17 protein-coding genes and 1 pseudogene are annotated in these 18,151 nt (G+C 71.7%); 14 read left to right on the forward strand and 4 right to left on the reverse strand.

The genetic code is table 11. From position 1 onward, the window contains the following. Positions 1-60: 60 nt before the first annotated feature. From OH807_RS26535 to OH807_RS26545, 3 genes are read left to right on the forward strand one after another with little or no spacing between them, the layout of a single operon-like run. Positions 61-1,071 carry an ABC transporter permease gene (locus OH807_RS26535; protein ID WP_406203273.1) on the forward strand — a complete coding sequence of 337 codons (1,011 nt, stop codon included), beginning with the start codon at positions 61-63 and terminating at the stop codon, positions 1,069-1,071. Beyond that, positions 1,068-2,135 carry an ABC transporter ATP-binding protein gene (locus OH807_RS26540; RefSeq protein ID WP_406203276.1) on the forward strand — a complete coding sequence of 356 codons (1,068 nt, stop codon included), beginning with the start codon at positions 1,068-1,070 and terminating at the stop codon, positions 2,133-2,135. The genes OH807_RS26535 and OH807_RS26540 overlap by 4 nt, the downstream gene beginning before the upstream one ends. 34 nt (positions 2,136-2,169) lie before the next feature. Continuing rightward, positions 2,170-3,258: an ABC transporter ATP-binding protein gene (locus OH807_RS26545; protein ID WP_406203279.1), complete on the forward strand. Its 1,089-nt coding sequence runs from the start codon at positions 2,170-2,172 to the stop codon at positions 3,256-3,258. 119 nt (positions 3,259-3,377) lie between these two features. On the opposite strand, the gene OH807_RS26550 is transcribed toward OH807_RS26545, so the two are convergent. Next, positions 3,378-4,769, reverse strand: a complete 1,392-nt coding sequence (locus OH807_RS26550) for an acyltransferase family protein (RefSeq protein ID WP_406203282.1) — start codon at positions 4,767-4,769, stop codon at positions 3,378-3,380. Positions 4,770-4,916: 147 nt separating this feature from the next. On the opposite strand from OH807_RS26550, the gene OH807_RS26555 reads away from it, so the two are divergent. Next, entirely contained in the window at positions 4,917-5,576 is a 660-nt protein-coding gene (locus tag OH807_RS26555) for a trimeric intracellular cation channel family protein (RefSeq protein WP_406203285.1), read from the forward strand. Here OH807_RS26555 and OH807_RS26560 read toward each other — a convergent pair. After that, positions 5,512-6,267 carry an IclR family transcriptional regulator gene (locus tag OH807_RS26560; protein WP_406203288.1) on the reverse strand — a complete coding sequence of 252 codons (756 nt, stop codon included), beginning with the start codon at positions 6,265-6,267 and terminating at the stop codon, positions 5,512-5,514. The genes OH807_RS26555 and OH807_RS26560 overlap by 65 nt on opposite strands. 207 nt (positions 6,268-6,474) lie before the next feature. Between OH807_RS26560 and OH807_RS26565 the strand changes: the two genes are divergently transcribed. Then, positions 6,475-7,656 carry a cysteine desulfurase family protein gene (locus OH807_RS26565; protein ID WP_406203291.1) on the forward strand — a complete coding sequence of 394 codons (1,182 nt, stop codon included), beginning with the start codon at positions 6,475-6,477 and terminating at the stop codon, positions 7,654-7,656. Between the two features lie 52 nt (positions 7,657-7,708). Then, entirely contained in the window at positions 7,709-8,845 is a 1,137-nt protein-coding gene (gene mnmA, locus OH807_RS26570) for a tRNA 2-thiouridine(34) synthase MnmA (RefSeq protein WP_406203294.1), read from the forward strand. Here the strand turns inward: mnmA and OH807_RS26575 are convergent. Then, on the reverse strand, positions 8,835-9,998 hold the full coding sequence (locus tag OH807_RS26575) for a methyltransferase domain-containing protein (protein ID WP_406203297.1): 1,164 nt from the start codon (positions 9,996-9,998) through the stop codon (positions 8,835-8,837). The genes mnmA and OH807_RS26575 overlap by 11 nt on opposite strands. Beyond that, positions 9,995-10,129 (reverse strand): hypothetical protein, encoded by a 135-nt coding sequence (locus OH807_RS26580; protein ID WP_406203300.1) that lies wholly within the window; start codon positions 10,127-10,129, stop codon positions 9,995-9,997. Before OH807_RS26580 ends, OH807_RS26575 begins: the two co-directional genes overlap by 4 nt. Positions 10,130-10,620: 491 nt before the next feature. Between OH807_RS26580 and OH807_RS26585 the strand changes: the two genes are divergently transcribed. The 8 genes and pseudogenes from OH807_RS26585 to OH807_RS26620 all read left to right on the forward strand — a co-directional run bounded on the left by OH807_RS26585 (position 10,621) and on the right by OH807_RS26620 (position 17,814). Next, positions 10,621-11,133 (forward strand): NUDIX domain-containing protein, encoded by a 513-nt coding sequence (locus tag OH807_RS26585; protein WP_406203303.1) that lies wholly within the window; start codon positions 10,621-10,623, stop codon positions 11,131-11,133. Then, entirely contained in the window at positions 11,133-11,738 is a 606-nt protein-coding gene (locus tag OH807_RS26590; protein ID WP_406211197.1) for an HD family hydrolase, read from the forward strand. The genes OH807_RS26585 and OH807_RS26590 overlap by 1 nt, the downstream gene beginning before the upstream one ends. 40 nt (positions 11,739-11,778) lie before the next feature. Continuing rightward, positions 11,779-12,201: pseudogene (locus OH807_RS26595) on the forward strand (NUDIX hydrolase). 184 nt (positions 12,202-12,385) lie between these two features. Next, positions 12,386-13,399: a hypothetical protein gene (locus OH807_RS26600; protein ID WP_406203306.1), complete on the forward strand. Its 1,014-nt coding sequence runs from the start codon at positions 12,386-12,388 to the stop codon at positions 13,397-13,399. Next, positions 13,392-14,030, forward strand: coding sequence for a Uma2 family endonuclease (locus OH807_RS26605; protein ID WP_406203310.1), 639 nt, complete (start codon positions 13,392-13,394; stop codon positions 14,028-14,030). The genes OH807_RS26600 and OH807_RS26605 overlap by 8 nt, the downstream gene beginning before the upstream one ends. A gap of 75 nt (positions 14,031-14,105) precedes the next feature. Further along, positions 14,106-14,630, forward strand: coding sequence for a TIGR00730 family Rossman fold protein (locus OH807_RS26610; RefSeq protein ID WP_406203313.1), 525 nt, complete (start codon positions 14,106-14,108; stop codon positions 14,628-14,630). 12 nt (positions 14,631-14,642) lie between these two features. Next, entirely contained in the window at positions 14,643-15,332 is a 690-nt protein-coding gene (locus OH807_RS26615; RefSeq protein ID WP_406203315.1) for an SDR family oxidoreductase, read from the forward strand. Between the two features lie 229 nt (positions 15,333-15,561). Beyond that, positions 15,562-17,814: a right-handed parallel beta-helix repeat-containing protein gene (locus tag OH807_RS26620; RefSeq protein ID WP_406203318.1), complete on the forward strand. Its 2,253-nt coding sequence runs from the start codon at positions 15,562-15,564 to the stop codon at positions 17,812-17,814. The last annotated feature ends 337 nt before the right edge of the window (positions 17,815-18,151 follow it).

An 18,151-nucleotide genomic window follows, 5' to 3' on the forward strand; every position in this document is an offset into this window, starting at 1 on the left:
CGGCGCCCGCCGCCGTCCGGAAGATCCCGGACGGCGGCGGGCCGCCGGAGCCGCCCAACTGTGTTTGCCTACATCATCCGCAGGACGCTCGCGGCCGTGGTGCTGCTGCTGGTGGTCAGCGCGGTCACCTTCGCGATCTTCTTCCTGCTGCCGCGCCTGGCCGGGGAGACCACCGACCAGCTGGCCACGCAGTACATCGGGAAGAACCCGTCCCCCGAGGCGGTCCTGGCGGTCAAGAAGAACCTCGGCTTCGACCAGCCGATCTACGTCCAGTACGGGCGCTTCCTGAAGGCCCTCGTCACCGGCGCCGAGTACAAGTTCGGCCCGGACGCGGCCACCTGCCACGTGCCCTGCTTCGGCTACTCCTTCAAGAACCACCTGGAGGTCTGGCCCGAGCTGACCAAGCGCATCCCGATCACGCTCTCGCTGGCCGTCGGTGCGGCCGTGCTCTGGCTGGTCTCCGGCGTCGCCACCGGCGTCGTCTCCGCGCTCAAGCCGCGCTCGATCTTCGACCGGCTCGCCATGGGCGTCGCCCTCGCCGGCGTCTCGCTGCCGGTCTTCTTCACCGGCGCGCTGCTGCTCACGCTGTTCAGCTACGAGTGGCCGATCCTGGACAACCTCCAGTACGTCGACTTCACCGCCGACCCGCTGATGTGGGCCCGCAACCTGATCCTCCCGTGGATCTCGCTGGCCTTCCTCTACTCCGCGCTCTACGCCCGGCTCACCCGCGCCGGAATGCTGGAGACGATGAGCGAGGACTACATCCGCACCGCCCGGGCCAAGGGCCTGGCCGAGCGCAAGGTCGTCGTCCGGCACGGGCTGCGCTCCGCGCTCACCCCGGTCGTCACCATCTTCGGCATGGACCTCGGCCTGCTGCTCGGCGGTGCGCTGATCACCGAGCAGGTCTTCTCGCTCCAGGGCGTCGGCGCGTTCGCCGTCTCGGCGATCGCCGACAACGACCTCCCGAAGATCCTCGGCGTCACGCTGCTCGCCGCCTTCTTCATCGTTCTCTGCAACCTCGTGGTTGACCTCCTGTACGCCGCTGTCGACCCCCGGGTGAGGCTGTCGTGACCGAGCTCCAGAAGACCCCGGCACCCGCGGCCGCCCCCACCGGGGACCCGTTCCTCTCCGTCCGGGACCTGCGGATCCACTTCGACACCGACGACGGCCTGGTCCGCTCGGTGGACGGCGTCAGCTTCGACCTGCACAAGGGCCGGACCCTCGGCATCGTCGGCGAGTCCGGCTCCGGCAAGTCCGTCACCTCGCTCGGCATCATGGGCCTGCACCGCTCCAAGCGGGCCCGGATCACCGGCGAGATCCACCTCGACGGCGAGGAGCTGATCGCGGCCGGCCCGGACCGGGTCCGCCAGCTGCGCGGCCGCGAGATGGCGATGATCTTCCAGGACCCGCTGACCGCGATGCACCCGTACTACTCGGTCGGCGCGCAGATCATCGAGGCCTACCGGGTGCACCACCCGCAGGCCACGAAGAAGCAGGCCCGGGCCCGCGCGATCGAACTGCTCGACCGGGTCGGCATCCCGCAGCCGGACCGCCGGGTGGACGACTACCCGCACCAGTTCTCCGGCGGCATGCGCCAGCGCGCCATGATCGCCATGGCACTGGTCAACGACCCCTCGCTGCTGATCGCCGACGAGCCCACCACCGCCCTGGACGTCACCGTCCAGGCGCAGATCCTGGACCTCATCCGCGACCTCCAGCAGGAGTTCGGCTCGGCGGTCATCATCATCACCCACGACCTCGGGGTGGTCGCCGAACTCGCCGACGACATCCTGGTCATGTACGGCGGCAAGTGCGTCGAGCGCGGCCCCGCCGACACCCTCTTCGACGCGCCCGAACACCCCTACACCTGGGGCCTGCTCGGCTCGATGCCGCGCCTCGACCGCGAGCTCCAGGACCGGCTCGTCCCGGTCAAGGGCACCCCGCCCAGCCTGATCAACGTGCCGTCCGGCTGCGCCTTCCACCCGCGCTGCCCCTACGCCGAGCTGACCGGCGGGCGCTCCACGAGCGAGACCCCGGTGCTGACCGAGGCCACGCCCGGTCACCACGCGGCCTGCCACCTCGCCGCCGCCGACCGGCACCGCATCTTCACCGAAGAGATCGCGCCCCGGCTGTGAGCCCGGCCTCGTACCACCATTCTGGAGAGAACCGATGACGGACACTCAGGCGGCGGCCCCCGAACCCCTCAACAAGGTGCCCGCGCCCGCGCCCGCCTCCGACCGCGAGCCGCTGCTCCGGGTGACCGGGCTGACCCGGCACTTCCCGATCCACGGCGGCCTGCTGCGCCGCCGCACGGGTGCGGTGCGGGCCGTCGACGGCATCGACTTCACCGTCAACGCGGGGGAGACCCTGGGCGTGGTCGGCGAGTCCGGCTGCGGCAAGTCGACGATGGGCCGGCTCGTCACCAGGCTCGACGAACCCACCGGCGGGAAGATCGAGTTCGAGGGCACCGACATCACCCACCTGGGCGTCGGCAGGATGCGGCCGCTCCGCCGCGACATCCAGATGATCTTCCAGGACCCGTACTCCTCGCTGAACCCCCGGCACACCGTCGGCACCATCGTCGGCGCGCCGTTCAGGCTGCAGAAGGCCGCGCCGGCCGGCGGGGTCAAGAAGGCCGTCCAGGAGCTGCTGGAGCTCTGCGGGCTCAGCCCCGAGCACTACAACCGCTACCCGCACGAGTTCTCCGGCGGCCAGCGCCAGCGCATCGGCATCGCCCGGGCGCTCGCCCTGCGGCCCAAGATGGTCGTCGCGGACGAGCCCGTCTCGGCCCTGGACGTCTCGATCCAGGCCCAGGTGGTCAACCTGCTGGACGACCTCCAGCGCGAACTCGGCCTGACCTACCTGATCATCGCGCACGACCTCTCGGTCGTCCGGCACGTCTCCGACCGGGTCGCCGTGATGTACCTCGGCAAGGTCGTCGAGATCGCCGACCGGGACTCGCTCTACGCCACCCCGATGCACCCGTACACCAACGCGCTGATGTCCGCGGTGCCGGTGCCGGACCCGCGCCGCCGGCAGAGCGGCGGGCGTGAGCGGATCCTGCTCAAGGGCGACGTGCCGTCCCCGATCAACCCGCCGTCCGGCTGCCGGTTCCGCACCCGCTGCTGGAAGGCCCAGGACATCTGTGCCAGCCAGGAGCCGCCGCTCGCGGCGCTCAAGACCGGGCACCAGGTGGCGTGCCACTTCCCCGAGAACGCGCCCTCGGCAGGTGCTGCGGCCGTCGCGGCGCACGCCTGAGCCCAGCGCCGGGGCCCCAGCGCCGGGGCCAAGTGCGGGGGCCCGTACCGACACACGAAGGCCGTCCGCCCGGAGCACCGAAGCTCCGGGCGGACGGCCTTCCGGCGTCCCGGCCGCGCTCAGCCGCGCCCGGCCGGCTCCGGCTCGCGCTCGGTGGCCGCGGCCGGCACCACGGCGGTCCGGGCGGCGGCGGGCGTGGCCGCGGAGGCCGGCAGCTCCGCCGGGAAGCGCCGGTTGACGGCCTTCATGACGCGGCGCCCGAGGTTCTGGAACGGGATCTCGACCAGCCGGTAGCTGAGGTAGCTGATGACCAGCAGTGCCACCGTGAAGCCGATCAGCTGGAGGCTCCTGTCCTTCCAGCCGGTGATCGGGGCGTGGCCCTCCAGCATCCAGTTCATCCCGTGGATCAGCGGGTTGTGCAGCAGGTAGACCGAGTAGCTGACCGCGCCCAGCCAGCTCAGCGCCCGGGGGAACCGCCGCTTGCGCAGCAGCATGCCGACCGCGAACACCACCCACGCCGCCAGGTAGGCGTACGAGAAGGACATCCACGACTCGCTCCACGTCCGCCAGAGCGCCGGACCGAAGTTGTACAGGTAGCCGGAGAGGAAGCCCGCGGCGGCCACGAAGACGCAGCAGAGGATGGCCGGCAGCCGGTCGATCTGGCCGTGCTCCATCCGGTAGAGCACCGTCCCGGCGAACATCGTGGCGAAGATGATCATCGTCTCGAAGGCGGTGGACCGGCTGTTGAGCAGGATCAGCACCAGGCCGAGAGAGCCCAGCAGGATCCCGCCCCAACGGGCCAGGTCCGCCCGGCCGGAGAAGATGCAGACCATCGCCATGACCACCACGGCGCCGCCCGCCGCCACCAGGTGCCTGGTCGCGGCCAGGTCGACCGAGATCGTGCCCAGCGCCAGCCAGGAGCCCAGGACCAGCGCGAAGGCCGCGAAGCCGATCGCGATCGGGGCGCTGCGGCGGTGCCAGCCCATCACGAACAGGGCCGTCACGAAGTAGTAGAAGAGCATCTCGTAGGTGAGCGTCCACATCACCCCGATGACGTTCGTGACGCCCATCATGTCCTGGATCATCATCCCGTTGCCCGCCAGCGTCAGCAGCGGGTGGTCGAACGCCCAGCCCTGCACCACCGCGTAGTTGCGCGGCAGGATCAGCAGGCTGCCGACCACGGTCAGGATCACCACGGGGTAGATCCGGAAGAACCGGCCCGCCCAGAAGCCCCGGACGTCACCGCGCCGCTCCAGCGAGGCGGGAATGATGTATCCGCTCACCAGGAAGAACAGCATCACGCCGAAGATGCCCGGGTCGAGGTAGTACGGCACCCGGCGGCCGTGCGGTATCCAGAGGAACGGCAGAGCCAGGTGGTACACCGCGACGGACAGGGCGGCGATCCCGCGCAGGGCGTCGAGCCAGCCGAGCCGCGCCGAGGCGGGGGAGGGAGCGCCGGAGGCCGCCGCGCGGCCATTACGCCAGGTAGATGCGCGTTCGATCAGGTTCACAGGCGGAGGCTAGCCGAAATCGAACCGGTGCCAACGAGCGGGAAGCCGCGGAATCGCCGCCTCCACTACATCGTGTCCGGAACGTGACGAGGCCCCGGGTGCCGTCCGGTGCCGGGGGCCTCCCGGACGATCAGGTACACATGGACGGTGAGCTCGCAGATCTTCCCCTCCGACGTCCAGCAGTCCCTCGACCTGGTCGGCATCTTCGTCTTCGCCCTCTCCGGGGGCCTGCTGGCCGTCCGCAAGAACATGGACATCTTCGGGATCTGTGTACTCGCGGAGGTCACCGCCCTCGGCGGCGGCGTGATGCGCGACCTCGTCATCGGCGCCACCCCGGTCGCCGCCTTCACCAATCTCGGGTACTTCGTCACCCCGCTCGGCGCCGGCCTGGTGGTGTTCTTCCTGCACCCCGAGGTCGAGCGGATCAACCGCGCCGTGCAGACCCTGGACGCGCTCGGCCTCGGCCTGTTCTGCGTCACCGGCACCGCCAAGGCGCACGACTACGGCCTCGGCGCGGTGGCCGCGATGGCGCTCGGCATGGTGACGGCCGCGGGCGGCGGCGTCATGCGCGACGTCCTGGCCGGCGAGATCCCCTCGCTGCTCCGCTGGGACCGGGAGATCTACGCCGTCCCCGCCCTGGTCGGCTCCGCCATGGTCGTCGTGCTGATCGGCCTCGACCGGCTCACCGCCTTCACCGGCACGGCCGCCGCACTGACCGCCTTCCTGCTCCGGATGTTCGCCCTCAAGTACGGCTGGCGCGCACCGCGGGCGTGGCACCGCAATGGTTCGCGCACCAGCGAGGAGTAGGCGAGCCGCCGTACGCCAGCGAGATCGCCTCGGCCGTGCAGAGCAGCTCCGGCAGCAGCCGGACCAGCTCGAACGGGGCCATCTCGTACGTCGGGGCGCTCACCGCGCACGCGGCCACCGGCAGCCCGGCGCTGCCGGCCACCGGCGCGGCCACGCAGGCCACCGGCTCCCGGTGCTCCGCCGACTCCGCCGCCCAGCCCTGGCGGCGCACCGCGGCCAGCTCGGCCGGCAGCTCCTCCTCGCGGACCCCGTCCTCGGGCAGCCCCGCCAGCAGCACCCGGCCGATCGCGGTGCCGGCCGCCGGCGCCCGCCGCCCGATCCGGGACGGCCGCGCCGCCCCCGCCCGCCACCGGCCGGCCAGCTCGTCCAGGTAGAGCACCTCGCCGTCCTGCAGCACGGCGAGCTGGACGGTCACCCCGAACCGGCGGTTCAGCGCGGCCAGGTAGGGCGCCGCGATCTGCCGGACGTCGATCTCCTCCAGCGCCCGGTGCGCGAGCGAGAGGACGCGGCCGCCGAGCCGGTAGCGGCGGTCGGACTGGCGGTGGACGAAGCCGTGCTCCTCCAGCGTGCGCAACAGCCGCAGCGCGGTGGACTTGTGCACACCGATGCTGTTCGCGGCCTGTTCGAGGGTCACCGGGCCGTCGCCGAGGGAGCCGAGGAGGGTGAGCGCGCGATCGACCGACTGCGACATGGCGCCCCCAGTCCTGTCCCGTTCGGCCTCTTTTGCGGTGGGCCGCAAGGCTAACCGCTCGCCCCGGTGACCGGCCAAACCGGAACCGGACGCGGACGTCCGGTCGGTGCGCCGGCGCCCGCCGGCCGGTGCCCCGGGGGCGGTGCCGTGGCCGGATTGCGCCGATGGCCCTGGCGGTGGCGGGCTGCCCCCTACAATCGACTGGTTATGCCATACCTGGACCATGCGGCGACCACGCCGATGCTGCCCGAGGCGATCGCCGCGATGACGGCGCACCTGGGGGTCGTCGGCAACGCCTCCTCCCTGCACGCGGCCGGCCGCCGGGCCCGCCGCGTGGTCGAGGAGTCCCGCGAGTCGCTCGCCGAGTCGCTGGGCGCCCGCCCGAGCGAGATCGTCCTCACCGGTGGCGGCACCGAATCCGACAACCTCGCCGTCAAGGGCCTGTACTGGGCCCGCCGGGGCGCCGACCCGGCCCGGACGAGGGTGCTCAGCAGCCCGGTCGAGCACCACGCGGTGCTGGACGCCGTGCACTGGCTCTCCGAGCACGAGGACGCCACCGTCGAGTACCTGCCGGTCGACGCCCTCGGCAGGGTCCACCCGGCGGCGCTGCGCGAGGCGATCGAACGCGACCCGGCGTCCGTGGCGCTGGTCACCGTGATGTGGGCCAACAACGAGGTCGGCACCGTCCAGCCGGTCGTCGAACTCGCCGCCGTCGCGGCCGAGTACGGCATCCCCATGCACGCCGACGCCGTCCAGGCACTCGGCCAGGTGCCGGTCTCCTTCGCCGAGTCCGGCCTCACCGCGCTCACCGTCACCGGCCACAAGATCGGCGGCCCGTACGGCATCGGCGCCCTGCTGCTCTCCCGCGGCGCCACCCCCGTCCCGCTGCTGCACGGCGGCGGCCAGGAACGCGACGTCCGCTCCGGCACCCTCGACGCGCCCGCCGCCGCCGGCTTCGCGGCCGCCGCGGCCCTCGCCGTCGAACGGCGCGCCGACCACGCCGTCACCCTCGGCGCCCTGCGCGACGAGCTGACCGCCGCGGTGCTCACCGCCGTCCCGGACGCCGTGCTCAACGGCGACCCGGCGGCCGCGGGCCGGCTGCCCGCCAACGCGCACTTCTCCTTCCCCGGCTGCGAGGGCGACGCGCTGCTGATGCTGCTCGACGCCCAGGGCATCGAGTGCTCCACCGGCTCGGCCTGCTCGGCCGGAGTTCCGCAGCCCAGCCACGTCCTGCTGGCGATGGGCGTCGACCCGCTGCTCGCCCGCGCCTCGCTGCGCTTCTCGCTCGGCCACACGTCGACCCGGGAGGACGTCACCGCACTGGCCGGCGCCATCGGGCCGGCCGTTCTCCGGGCCCGCAACGCGGGGCTCGCCGCCGTCCGCCGGTAGCCCGGAAACCCAGGCCGCCCGGCGGGCGCGACCACGTACTCTTGTGGGCATCATGACTGACTTCCCCGGTGCCCCGACCGCTCCCTCCACTGGCCGCCTGCGTGTGCTCGCGGCGATGTCCGGCGGAGTGGACTCCGCCGTCGCCGCCGCCCGTGCCGCCGAAGCCGGCCACGAGGTGACCGGCGTGCACCTGGCGCTCTCGGCCAACCCGCAGTCCTTCCGCACCGGCGCTCGCGGCTGCTGCACGATCGAGGACTCCCGCGACGCCCGCCGCGCCGCCGACGTGATCGGCATCCCGTTCTACGTCTGGGACCTCGCCGAGCGGTTCCGCGAGGACGTGATCGACGACTTCGTCGCCGAGTACGCGGCCGGCCGCACCCCCAACCCGTGCCTGCGCTGCAACGAGAAGATCAAGTTCGCCGCGCTGCTCGACAAGGCGGTCGCGCTCGGCTTCGACGCCGTCTGCACCGGCCACTACGCCCGGATCGTCGACCTGCCGTCCGGCGAGCGCCAGCTGCACCGAGCCGCGGACGCCGCCAAGGACCAGTCCTACGTGCTCGGCGTGCTCGACGCCGGCCAGCTCGCCCACTCGCTCTTCCCGCTCGGCGACACCACCAAGGACGTCATCCGCGAGGAGGCCGAGCGCCGCGGCCTCGCCGTCGCCAAGAAGCCGGACAGCCACGACATCTGCTTCATCGCCGATGGTGACACCCAGGGCTTCCTGGCCAAGCACCTCGGCAGCGCCACCGGCGACATCCTCGACACCGACGGCACCAAGCTCGGCGAGCACGACGGTGCCCACGGCTTCACCATCGGCCAGCGCAAGGGCCTGCGGATCGGCCGGCCGGCCGCCGACGGCAAGCCGCGCTACGTGCTCGACATCTCCCCGGTGAACAACACCGTCACCGTCGGCCCGGTCGAGGGCCTGGATGTCACCGCGCTGACCGCGATCCGCCCCCGTTGGTGCGGCGGCTCCCCGGCCGCCGACGGCCGCTACGCCGCCCAGCTCCGCGCCCACGGCGAGGAGGTCCCGGTCACGGCCTCGGTCGTCGACGGCGAGCTGCACGTGAGCCTGGACACCGCCGTCCGCGGCATCGCCCCCGGCCAGGCCGTGGTGCTGTACGACGGCACCCGCGTCGTCGGCTCCGCCACCATCGCGACGACGGAGCGCGCCGGCGTCAGCGCCTGACCGCGCCGGCCACCCGGCTCGGGTGGTCCAGCCAGGTCCACTGCCGTCTGCCGGTGACGGTCAGGCCGAAGCGCTCGGGCGCCGGTCTTCCGTGCCCCTCCCACCACCGGTAGGCGGCCTCGACCTCGTCCCACAGCCGACGCGGGCCGTACTGCCCGACGGTGAACTGTCCGCCGTTGCGGTCGACGGCCGCCCACGACCGAGCGTCCGTCGTCGCGACCCAGAGACGCTCCTCGTCGTCCTCCCAGGCCGTCCACACATCGCCGAGCCGCAGGCCGAGGGCGAACCGGGCGTCCCACTGGTCGCCGGTGACCTTCCACGGCGACAGCGCCGTCCCGGACTCCGCCGGAACGTGCTCGTCCCGCACGACATCGCGGAAGATCCTCAGGTCGTGCCGCTGGTCGCGCATCAGCATGAACGCGGAGTGCGGGCTGAACCGCCCCTGCGCACGGTCACGCTCGACGGTGAGCCTGAGCAGCCCCCAGCAGAGCATCGGATTGTCCCAGGGCGTGAGGACGATGCCTCCGGACCGGGTCTGTTCGATCCACGCCCACGGCACGTGTCGGACCGAGCAGGTGGAGATGATCCGGTCGTACGGCCCGCGGCGGTTCCAGCCCTCTGCGCCGTCCCCGCAGCGCACGTCCACGTCCAGACCCGCCGCATTCAGCGAGGCCCACGCCTGACGAGCAACGTCGGAATCGATCTCGACCGAGGCGACGCGCCCCGCGCCGAGGCGGTGCGCAAGCAGCGCCGCGTTCCATCCTGTCCCGGTGCCGATCTCCAGGACGTTCATGCCCGGTCGGACGTCGAGCTCGCGGAGCGTCCTGACCACGATCGAGGGCGCCGACGCAGACGAGGACGGCCAGGCATCAGCCGGGTCTTCGGGCGTCTCGCCGTCGTTGACCTGGGTGACGATCGGCACGTCCGCGTAGGCCGCCTCGAACCAGCGGCCGCTGTCGGCCTGAAGGTCGCACGGCTCGTAGCCGCCCTTGCCGTCCTCCAGCCAGATCCGCTCCGGCAGGAAGCGGTGGCGCGGGACAGCTCCGATCGCATCCCCCCACTTCGCTGGGACGGGGCCGCCGAGCGCATCGCCGACGGCCCGCAGCAGACCGCCCACGGCGGCCTGCTGCGAGGTGTTCACAGGGTCCGTCACTTCTTCTCGTCGTCCTTCTTGTGCTTCGGCGCGGGCACCGGCCGCGCGCTGTCGGGCGACGGCTTGCTGGTGCCCGGGTCCTTCTTGCCCCCGTGCTTGCCGCCGCTGTCCTTGTCGGTTTCCCAAGCCATTCGGTCCTCCTGATTGATTTCGTCGCTGGTCGTCGTGTGCGGTGCTACCGGTCCGGTGGCCGGGGCGACGGCCGGTTGTCGGGCTTCGGCCGAGGCGGCGGGGGTTCGGTGGCGGACATGCTGGTGCTCCTCTCGATCGGTGGGATCCCGCGGGCGCCGCCGCGACGGCGGCGCCCGCGGGGCATCAGCGGGTGTGTTCGACCAGCACGAGCGCGGCCGCGATGAGGTGGAACAGGGCCGCCGCCGACACGGCGCAGGCGGTCCAGAGCGGGAGGGGGCGGCGGCTTCGGAGCCCTGCCGCGCCGGCGGTTCCGTCACCGGGAGATGTCGGCGTGGACGACCTTGCCGAACGTCGACGACCTTGGTGAGCTGCTCGCGCGGCATCGGGAGTACGGTCCGGTGTGCGAGTACCTGGCACGGTTCGACGAGGCACGCAGAACCTGGCTGCTCCTGCTCGCCGACATCATCCCGTCGCCCCGGGGAGGTTCACTGTGAGGCCTGCACCCACCGATACCAACGCCTGGAACGCCTACCTCGCCGAGGGCAATGCCCGGCAGGCACGGAAGCGCGTCTCGGCGGACGTGATCATTCGCGACCAGGCCGGTCGCATCCTGACGGTCAATCCCACCTACAAGGAGGGCTGGGACCTGCCTGGCGGGATGGCGGAGGCCAATGAGCCGCCGGACGAGGCGGCCGTGCGGGAACTGCGCGAGGAGCTGGGGCTGGACATCACTGTTCACCGTCTACTGGTGGTGGACTGGGTCGCGCCGCACGGTCCTTGGGACGACCAGATCGCGTTCATCTTCGACGCGGGCACCCTCACGCCCGAGCTGGCGGTAAAGGTGCGCCCACACGACGACGAGCTGTCCGAGGCGGTGTTCCTGTCGGAGACGGACGTTGCCGACCGGCTCCGACCTCGCCAGCAGAAGCGGTTGAACGCCGCAGTCAGGGCGCTCAACGACGGCAGTACGCGCTATCTGCGTGACGGGGTGGAGGCATGGTGATGGAGCCGGCGGATGGGAATGGGGCAGCCATGTCGGAGGACGGGCAGACGAAGGGCACTGCGGGCTACCTCTTCGAGGTGGGCATGCTCAAGCGCGCCAAGCGGTCGGGCTGGTGGATCGCTGGGGTGAAGGATCCGGAGACCATCGCGGAGCATTCCTTCCGCACCGGGGTCGTCGGCGCGGTGCTCGCGATGATGGAGGGCGCCGACCCTGCGAAGGTCGCGCTGCTGTGTCTCTTTCACGACACACAGGAAACGCGGATCGGCGACATCCCGCACATCGGCCGCCGATACCTGACCACCGCTTCGAACGAGCGGGTTACGGCCGACCAGGTCAGCGCCGCGCACCCGGCGGTGGTCTCCGGCGTCCAGGCAATCGTGGAGGAGTACGAGAACGCGGACAGCCGAGAAGTCACTGTGGCGCACGATGCCGACAAGCTCGAATGCCTGCTCCAGGCCGTCGAGTACCGGGAACAGGGGTACCAGAACGTCCAGCCCTGGATCGACAGCAGTCTTGGCAGCCTCAAGACCGAGTCCGCTCGGCAGCTTGCCGAGGCGGCGCTCTCGATGACCTCGCTGGAGTGGCAGAAGGTATATCTCCCCTGACCGCGACCCGGAGGAAGGTGTCACGATTCCGCTTCACTCGGTGTCTGTCGCGGGCGCGGTGGTGCGCGAGGACGGCCGGGTGTTGGTGATCCGCCGAGCTGACAACGGCACGTGGGAGCCGCCGGGCGGTGTGCTGGAGCTGACCGAGACCATCGAGGATGGGGTGCGCCGAGAGATCCACGAGGAGACCGGGATCAAGGTCGGCGTGGAGCGGCTGACCGGCGTGTGCAAGAACGTGGCGCGCGGCATCGTTGTGCTGGTGTTCCGCTGCCGTCCTTAGGGCGGTGTCGAGCAGCTCTCGGCCGAATCGACTGCAATCGACTGGCTCACGCCGGCCGAAGTCTCCGGCCGCATGGCCGAGGTGTACGCCGCGCGCGTCCTGGACGCGCTTCGGGGCGATGCCGAGCCAGCCATCCGCACGCACGACGGCTGGCGCTTGCTCGGTGAGCAGAGCGGCAACTGAAGCCAACGAGGCAGTATGCGCGAGCACTCACCGCAGCGAATCTATGACTGTCCGTCAAATCTGCTGCTCTCGTGGCATAAACTTCAATGGCCACCGCCCAGTCGGGCGGTGGCCATCTAAACGCGTACGCCTACAACTTGGCGGTTCCGGCGCACGCTCACTTCACTCGGCCAGTATGCCAGCCGTGCTGTCTTCCGGCTCGCATATCGGCCACGAAAGGCTGAACGTGCACGTCGTCACCACCGAGGCTCTTGCCCTCGCCCGTCCCACCGGCACCCCGCCCGCGAACGAGTTCCGGATCAGGGTCGGGCAGTGGATGCAGAGCGTCCCGACCGGCGGGCCCTGGAAGTCCCTCGGTCCGTCCTTCGTCCTCTTCCTCATGCACGCCGCGCAGAAGGCCGACGCGGACGGGACCAACCTCCACTGCCCGCCGTCCAACCTCTGGTTCTCCCGCGCCTGCCGGGTCTCCAAGGACTCCGTCCCCGGCTTCTACCGCGCCGCCGAGGCGGCCGGAGTGCTGGCCCTCGTCCACGGCCCCTCCGGCACCCGGGCGCGCGGCTACGCCGTCACCATGCCCCTGGGCGGCGTCCCCGACTGGGACGCCGCCCTCGCCGTCCTGCGCGCCGACGCCCGGCGCGTCAAGCAGGAGCTGCTCCGCTGCGACGCCGGGAAGCCCGCACGTGCGGAGTCGGTTAGGTCCGCACGTGCGGTGTTGCCGCAACCCCGCTGCGGCGAGCGGAAGTCCGCAGGTGCGGAGTCGGCGAAGTCCGCACGTACGGGATCGACGCTCCGCACGTGCGGACACAACCAGGAAGTCCCTTACCAGGTAGAGCAGATGGTTGCTGTTGTGGTGACAGCTGCCACTCCGCGCGCGGGCGAAGCGCCCGCGCGGGTCACGCCGCCGCCCGACCTCTCGGGCTGGGGGCGGATGACCGAGCACCTGCCGCCCGACCTCCAGGCACCCGCCCGCGCCGTCCCGGAGGACGACCTGCTGCGCCGGGTCACCACCACGGCTCTCCGGGACGGCTGGGCGTCCCCGGGCCGGCTCGCCGCCCGCCTGGCGTCCCACCGGCTGGAGGATGCCCCCGACGCGGCCCCGGCGGACCGGCTCGCCGTCGCTCTGGTGGCCGTCCTGTGCGCCCTCTCGGACCGGCATGCCCGCGCGGGCCGGGGCTTCCGTCGTCCTGCGCATGAGTGACGGCGCCGGCGAGCCCCCGCCGACGCCGCTCCACTCGGTGTCCGTCGCAGGGGTCGTCGTACGCGAGGGCGGCATGAGCTTCTACGAGCAGCACCGCGACTTCGTCGAGGAGTTGGAGCGGATCGCGCCGGAAGGCGTCCGGATCGAGTGGTCCGGGGACGCGCTGATCATCCAGGCGTCGCCGTCGAACATCCATCAGCTCAACGTCGCGCAGGTGCGCAGGCAGTTCGAGCAGCACGCTCCCGACGGCTACCTCCCCAGCGAGCGGGGCGAGATCGTCAGCCCGGACGTCTCCAAGGGGCGCGAGCCGGACCTCACCTACCTGCCGCTGGAAGTCCTCTTCCGGTCCGGCAACCAGGCCCCTGCCGAGGAGGCCCTGATCGCCGTGGAGATCGTCTCGCCGTCCAATCCGGGCAACGACTGGATGGACAAACTCCACGACTACGCCGCGATGCGCATCCCGCTGTACCTGATCGTGGACCCGCGACAGCAGACGGTGACCCTGTTCTCCGAGCCCAACCACGACCGGTACCACACCCGGAGCAACCGGAAGTTCGGCGACGCGATCGGCATCCCGGAGCCGTTCGGCTTCACGCTGGGCCTGTCGAAGCTCGTCCCGTACAAGGACTGACCCCGCCGCCCGGCCGACAGCAGCGCGTAATGCCGGTGAGAAGGATCCTCGGGCCGTGATAGACCGGGGAGCACTATGAACATCACTGTCTTCTGCTCCGCGTACTCCCTCGACGACCGCTACACCGCCCCCGCCGCCGAGTTCGCCCGGCTCCTCGGGGAGGGCGGGCACACGTTGGTGTGGGGCGGCTCCCACGCCGGGCTGATGGGGCTGCTCGCGGACGGCGTGAAGGCGGCCGGGGGCCGGCTGGTCGGGGTCTCCGTCGAGCTGCTGCGGCACAAGGCGTACCAGGGCGCCGACGAGCTGATCACCACCGCCGACCTCGCCGAGCGCAAGGCGCAGCTGCTGATGCGGGCCGACGCCGTGGTCGTGCTGGTCGGCGGCCTCGGGACGCTGGACGAGGTGACCGAGGTGCTGGAGCTGAAGAAGCACGCGTTGCACGACAAGCCGGTGATCGTGCTGGACACCGAGGGCTTCTACGCGGGCCTGCGCACCCAGCTGGAGCGGATGGACACCGAGGGCTTCCTGCCGCGCCCGCTCGGCGAGCTGATCACCTTCGCCGACACCCCGGCCCAGGTCTTCGAGCAGCTCAAGGCCTGAGAGGATCACCCCATGGCTGCACATCTGATCACCGGCGCGGGCTCCGGCATCGGCTCCGTCCTCGCCGAGCGTCTCGCGGAGCGCGGGGACGACCTCTGGCTGCTGGCCCGCGACGCCCGCCGGGCCGCCGCGCTGCGCGAGCGGTTCCCCGGGGCCCGGACCCTCGTGGGAGACCTCAAGGACCCGGCCAAGCTGTCCTGGGCCTTCGGTCAGCAGGCGCTGCCGGTCGAGCTGGACTCCCTGCTGCACGTCGCGGGCGTCGTCGAGCTGGGGCAGGTCGGTGAACTGCCGGTCAAGGCCTGGCAGGAGACGCTGAACGTGAACCTGGTCGCGCCCGCCGAGCTGACCCGCCTGATGCTGCCCTCGCTGCGGCTGGTCAAGGGCCACGTGGTGTTCGTGAACTCCGGGGCCGGGCTCAACGCGCACGCCGAGTGGTCGGCGTACGCGGCGAGCAAGCACGGCCTCAGGGCGCTCGCCGACTCGCTGCGCCACGAGGAGCACGGCCACGGCGTCCGGGTCACCTCCGTCTACCCGGGCCGCACCGCCACCGCGATGCAGGTGAAGGTGCACCAGCAGGAGGGCCGGGAGTACGACGCCGCCCGCTGGATCGAGCCGGAGTCGGTGGTGAGGGCCCTGCTCACCGCGATCGACCTGCCGCGGGACGCGGAGATCACCGACATCACCGTCCGCCCGGGTCGCTGACGCACCGCGCCTCCGTCCACGCCCGGAGCGGGAAGTCGGCCCGGCCGGCTTCCCGCTCCTCCGCTGCCCCGCAAATCCCAGTGGCGGCACGGAATCCCCCTGTGGAATCATCCGTTCGCCCTCCACCGTGACCCGGTGTCCCGAGGGCCGTCCAGCCGGTCCGTCCGGCTCTTCCGCCCAGGGGGGCACTGCTATTTCCAGGACTCGTACAGCGCTGGCCGTCGGCGCCGTGCTGATCGGTTCGATAGGCCTGCCGGCCATCGGATCGGCCGACGCGGTCGCCGGTGGCATCGCGACCCTCTACGTCGACAACAACGACGGTGCCAACTGCACCGACGCCGGCAACGGCAGCAAGGCCGCGCCGTACTGCACGGTCAACGCCGCGGCGGCCGTGGTCCAGCCCGGCCAGACCGTGGAGATCCAGCCGGGCACCTACCGGGAGGCCGTTCTGGTCACCCGCTCCGGCAACGTCGGGGCGCCGATCACCTTCCGCAGCGGCGGCGACGGCTCCTCCTACGCCACGATCGGCCTGCGGAGCACCGCGGGCGACGGCATCACCGTGCGCAACGCGTCCAACCTCCGGTTCGACCACCTCTCGGTGGCGCCGGGCATCGACGGCAGCGTGGTGGTCGACGGCGGCCACGACGTGGACTTCATGCGCGTCGACCTCTCCCGTGCCGACCTCCACATCACCAACGCCTCCAGCGACGTCCGGTTCGCCGCAGGTGCGCTGAGCCCGGTGCACGGGCGGTCGCCGATCCTGGTGGACGACGGCTCCAGCCGGACGCTCCTGACCACCAACTCGATCAGCGCCGGCCCCGAGGGGGTCACCGGCATCGCGGTCAAGGACGCACCCGGCACCGTGGTCGTCAGCAACACCGTCCACTCGTCCTGCAACGCCGGAATCGCGCTGAGCGGCGCGTCGGGCGGCGCGGTGATCGAGAACAACGTGGTCGACACCACCGACGGCTACGACAAGCCGTGCGCCGACCCGGTGAGGGCCACCGGAATCAGCGTGGCGGCGAGCGCCACCGCGGGCACCAAGGCCGACTACAACCTGATCGACCCGCGCAGCGGCGGCCTGCCGTACGGCTGGGCCGGCACCGCGTACCCGACGCAGGCGGCCCTCACCGCGGCCACCGGCCAGGGCGCGCACGACTTCCTCGCGGACAGCTGGGTCTCCAAGGGCCCGGACGCGCCGCTCGACCGCCGGCGGGACTCGGCCGACGAGAACGCCCCGGGCATGCTGACCGCCGACGCCTACGGGGTCGAGGCGGCCGACGACCCGACGGTGCCCAACGCCGGTACCGGCAAGGGCTACCGGGACCGCGGCGCCTACGAGGCACAGGACTTCAGCTCCGCCTTCACCCCGGCCGGTCCGACCCGGCTGCTGGACACCCGCGAGGCGGTCGGCGTCCCCGGGCGGACGGCCGTCCCGGCGGGCGGCACGGTGGACCTCCAGGTCGCGGGCGTGGCCGGTGTCCCGGCGTCCGGCATCACCGCCGTCACGCTGAACGTGACGGTGACCGACACCCAGCAGTCCGGCTTCCTGACCGTCTACCCGCACGGGGACCCGCTGCCGAGCTCCTCGAACCTCAACTGGACCGCGGGGACGACCATCCCCAACCTGGTGACGGTGCCGGTCCGGGACGGCAAGGTCTCCTTCCACAACTCCTCCGGCGGCACCGTGAACGTGGTCGCCGACCTCGCCGGCTACCACAGCGGCAAGGGCTTCCTCTTCCACCCGCACAGCCCGACCCGGCTGCTGGACACCCGTGAGGCGGTCGGCGTCCCCGGGCGGACGGCCGTCCCGGCGGGCGGCACGGTGGACCTCCAGGTCGCGGGCGTGGCCGGCCTCCCGGCGTCCGGCGTCACCGCCGTGACGATGAACGTGACCGTCACCGAGCCCACGCAGGAGGGCTTCCTGACCGTGTTCCCGCACGGTGACGCGCTGCCGAACGCATCCAACCTGAACTGGCCGGCCGGGCGGACGATCCCGAACCTGGTGACCGTCCCGGTCAAGGACGGCAAGGTCTCCTTCCACAACTCCTCGGGCGGCACCGTCCACGTGATCGCCGACCTGGCCGGCTACTACACGGCCGAGGGCCGGCTGACCTTCATGCCGGTGGGCCCGTGGCGCGTCGCGGACACCCGCGAGTACATCCGGTACGAGTTGGAGGAGCGCCCGGCGGGCACCGTCCCGGCCGGCGGCACGCTGGACATCCCGGTCGCCGACGTCAACCTGCTGGCCTCGGTGACGCTGAACGTCACCGTGACCGAGCCCGGCACCGGCGGCTTCCTGACGGTCTACCCGTTCGGTGAGCAGGCGCCGAACGCCTCGAACCTCAACTTCGAGCGCGGCGAGACCATCGCCAACCAGGTGGTCGTGCCGATCGGCCAGAACGGCAAGATCTCCATCCGCAACAACAGCGGCGCCCCGGTGCACATCGTCGTCGACACCTTCGGCTTCGAGATGTACTGACTGTGCCCGACAGCGGCGCCCCGGTGCACATCGTGGTCGACCTCTTCGGCTACCAGGGGTACTGAGAACAGCCCCGTGGGTGACCGGGAACGGCCCCGCGGATGACTGTGGGCAGCCCCCCGGACACGCTGAGCACGCCCTCGCGGTCCCGGTTCCGAGCCTTCCGCCCGGAGCCGGGGCCGCGGCCGTTTCCCCAGGCCAGTGGGCCTGACAAAGGGGTTGGCGGCACGCGAACCGATGTGGGATGATCCGCTTCGCCCTCCACCGGGACAGCTCCGGAAGTCGAGGGCCCGTATGCGGCGTTCTGCCGCTTTCCTGCCCAGGGGGGCATCCCATT

Source organism: Kitasatospora sp. NBC_01560 (genome assembly GCF_045208415.1).
Lineage (GTDB): Bacteria > Actinomycetota > Actinomycetes > Streptomycetales > Streptomycetaceae > Kitasatospora.

Coding starts and splice junctions, on each gene's coding strand:
- OH807_RS26545 (WP_406203279.1), top strand. CDS start 2,170: ATGACGGACACTCAGGCGGCGGCCCCCGAACCCCTCAACAAGGTGCCC.
- OH807_RS26560 (WP_406203288.1), bottom strand. CDS start 6,267: ATGTCGCAGTCGGTCGATCGCGCGCTCACCCTCCTCGGCTCCCTCGGC.
- OH807_RS26565 (WP_406203291.1), top strand. CDS start 6,475: ATGCCATACCTGGACCATGCGGCGACCACGCCGATGCTGCCCGAGGCG.
- mnmA (WP_406203294.1), top strand. CDS start 7,709: ATGACTGACTTCCCCGGTGCCCCGACCGCTCCCTCCACTGGCCGCCTG.
- OH807_RS26580 (WP_406203300.1), bottom strand. CDS start 10,129: ATGGCTTGGGAAACCGACAAGGACAGCGGCGGCAAGCACGGGGGCAAG.
- OH807_RS26590 (WP_406211197.1), top strand. CDS start 11,133: ATGGAGCCGGCGGATGGGAATGGGGCAGCCATGTCGGAGGACGGGCAG.
- OH807_RS26605 (WP_406203310.1), top strand. CDS start 13,392: ATGAGTGACGGCGCCGGCGAGCCCCCGCCGACGCCGCTCCACTCGGTG.
- OH807_RS26610 (WP_406203313.1), top strand. CDS start 14,106: ATGAACATCACTGTCTTCTGCTCCGCGTACTCCCTCGACGACCGCTAC.
- OH807_RS26615 (WP_406203315.1), top strand. CDS start 14,643: ATGGCTGCACATCTGATCACCGGCGCGGGCTCCGGCATCGGCTCCGTC.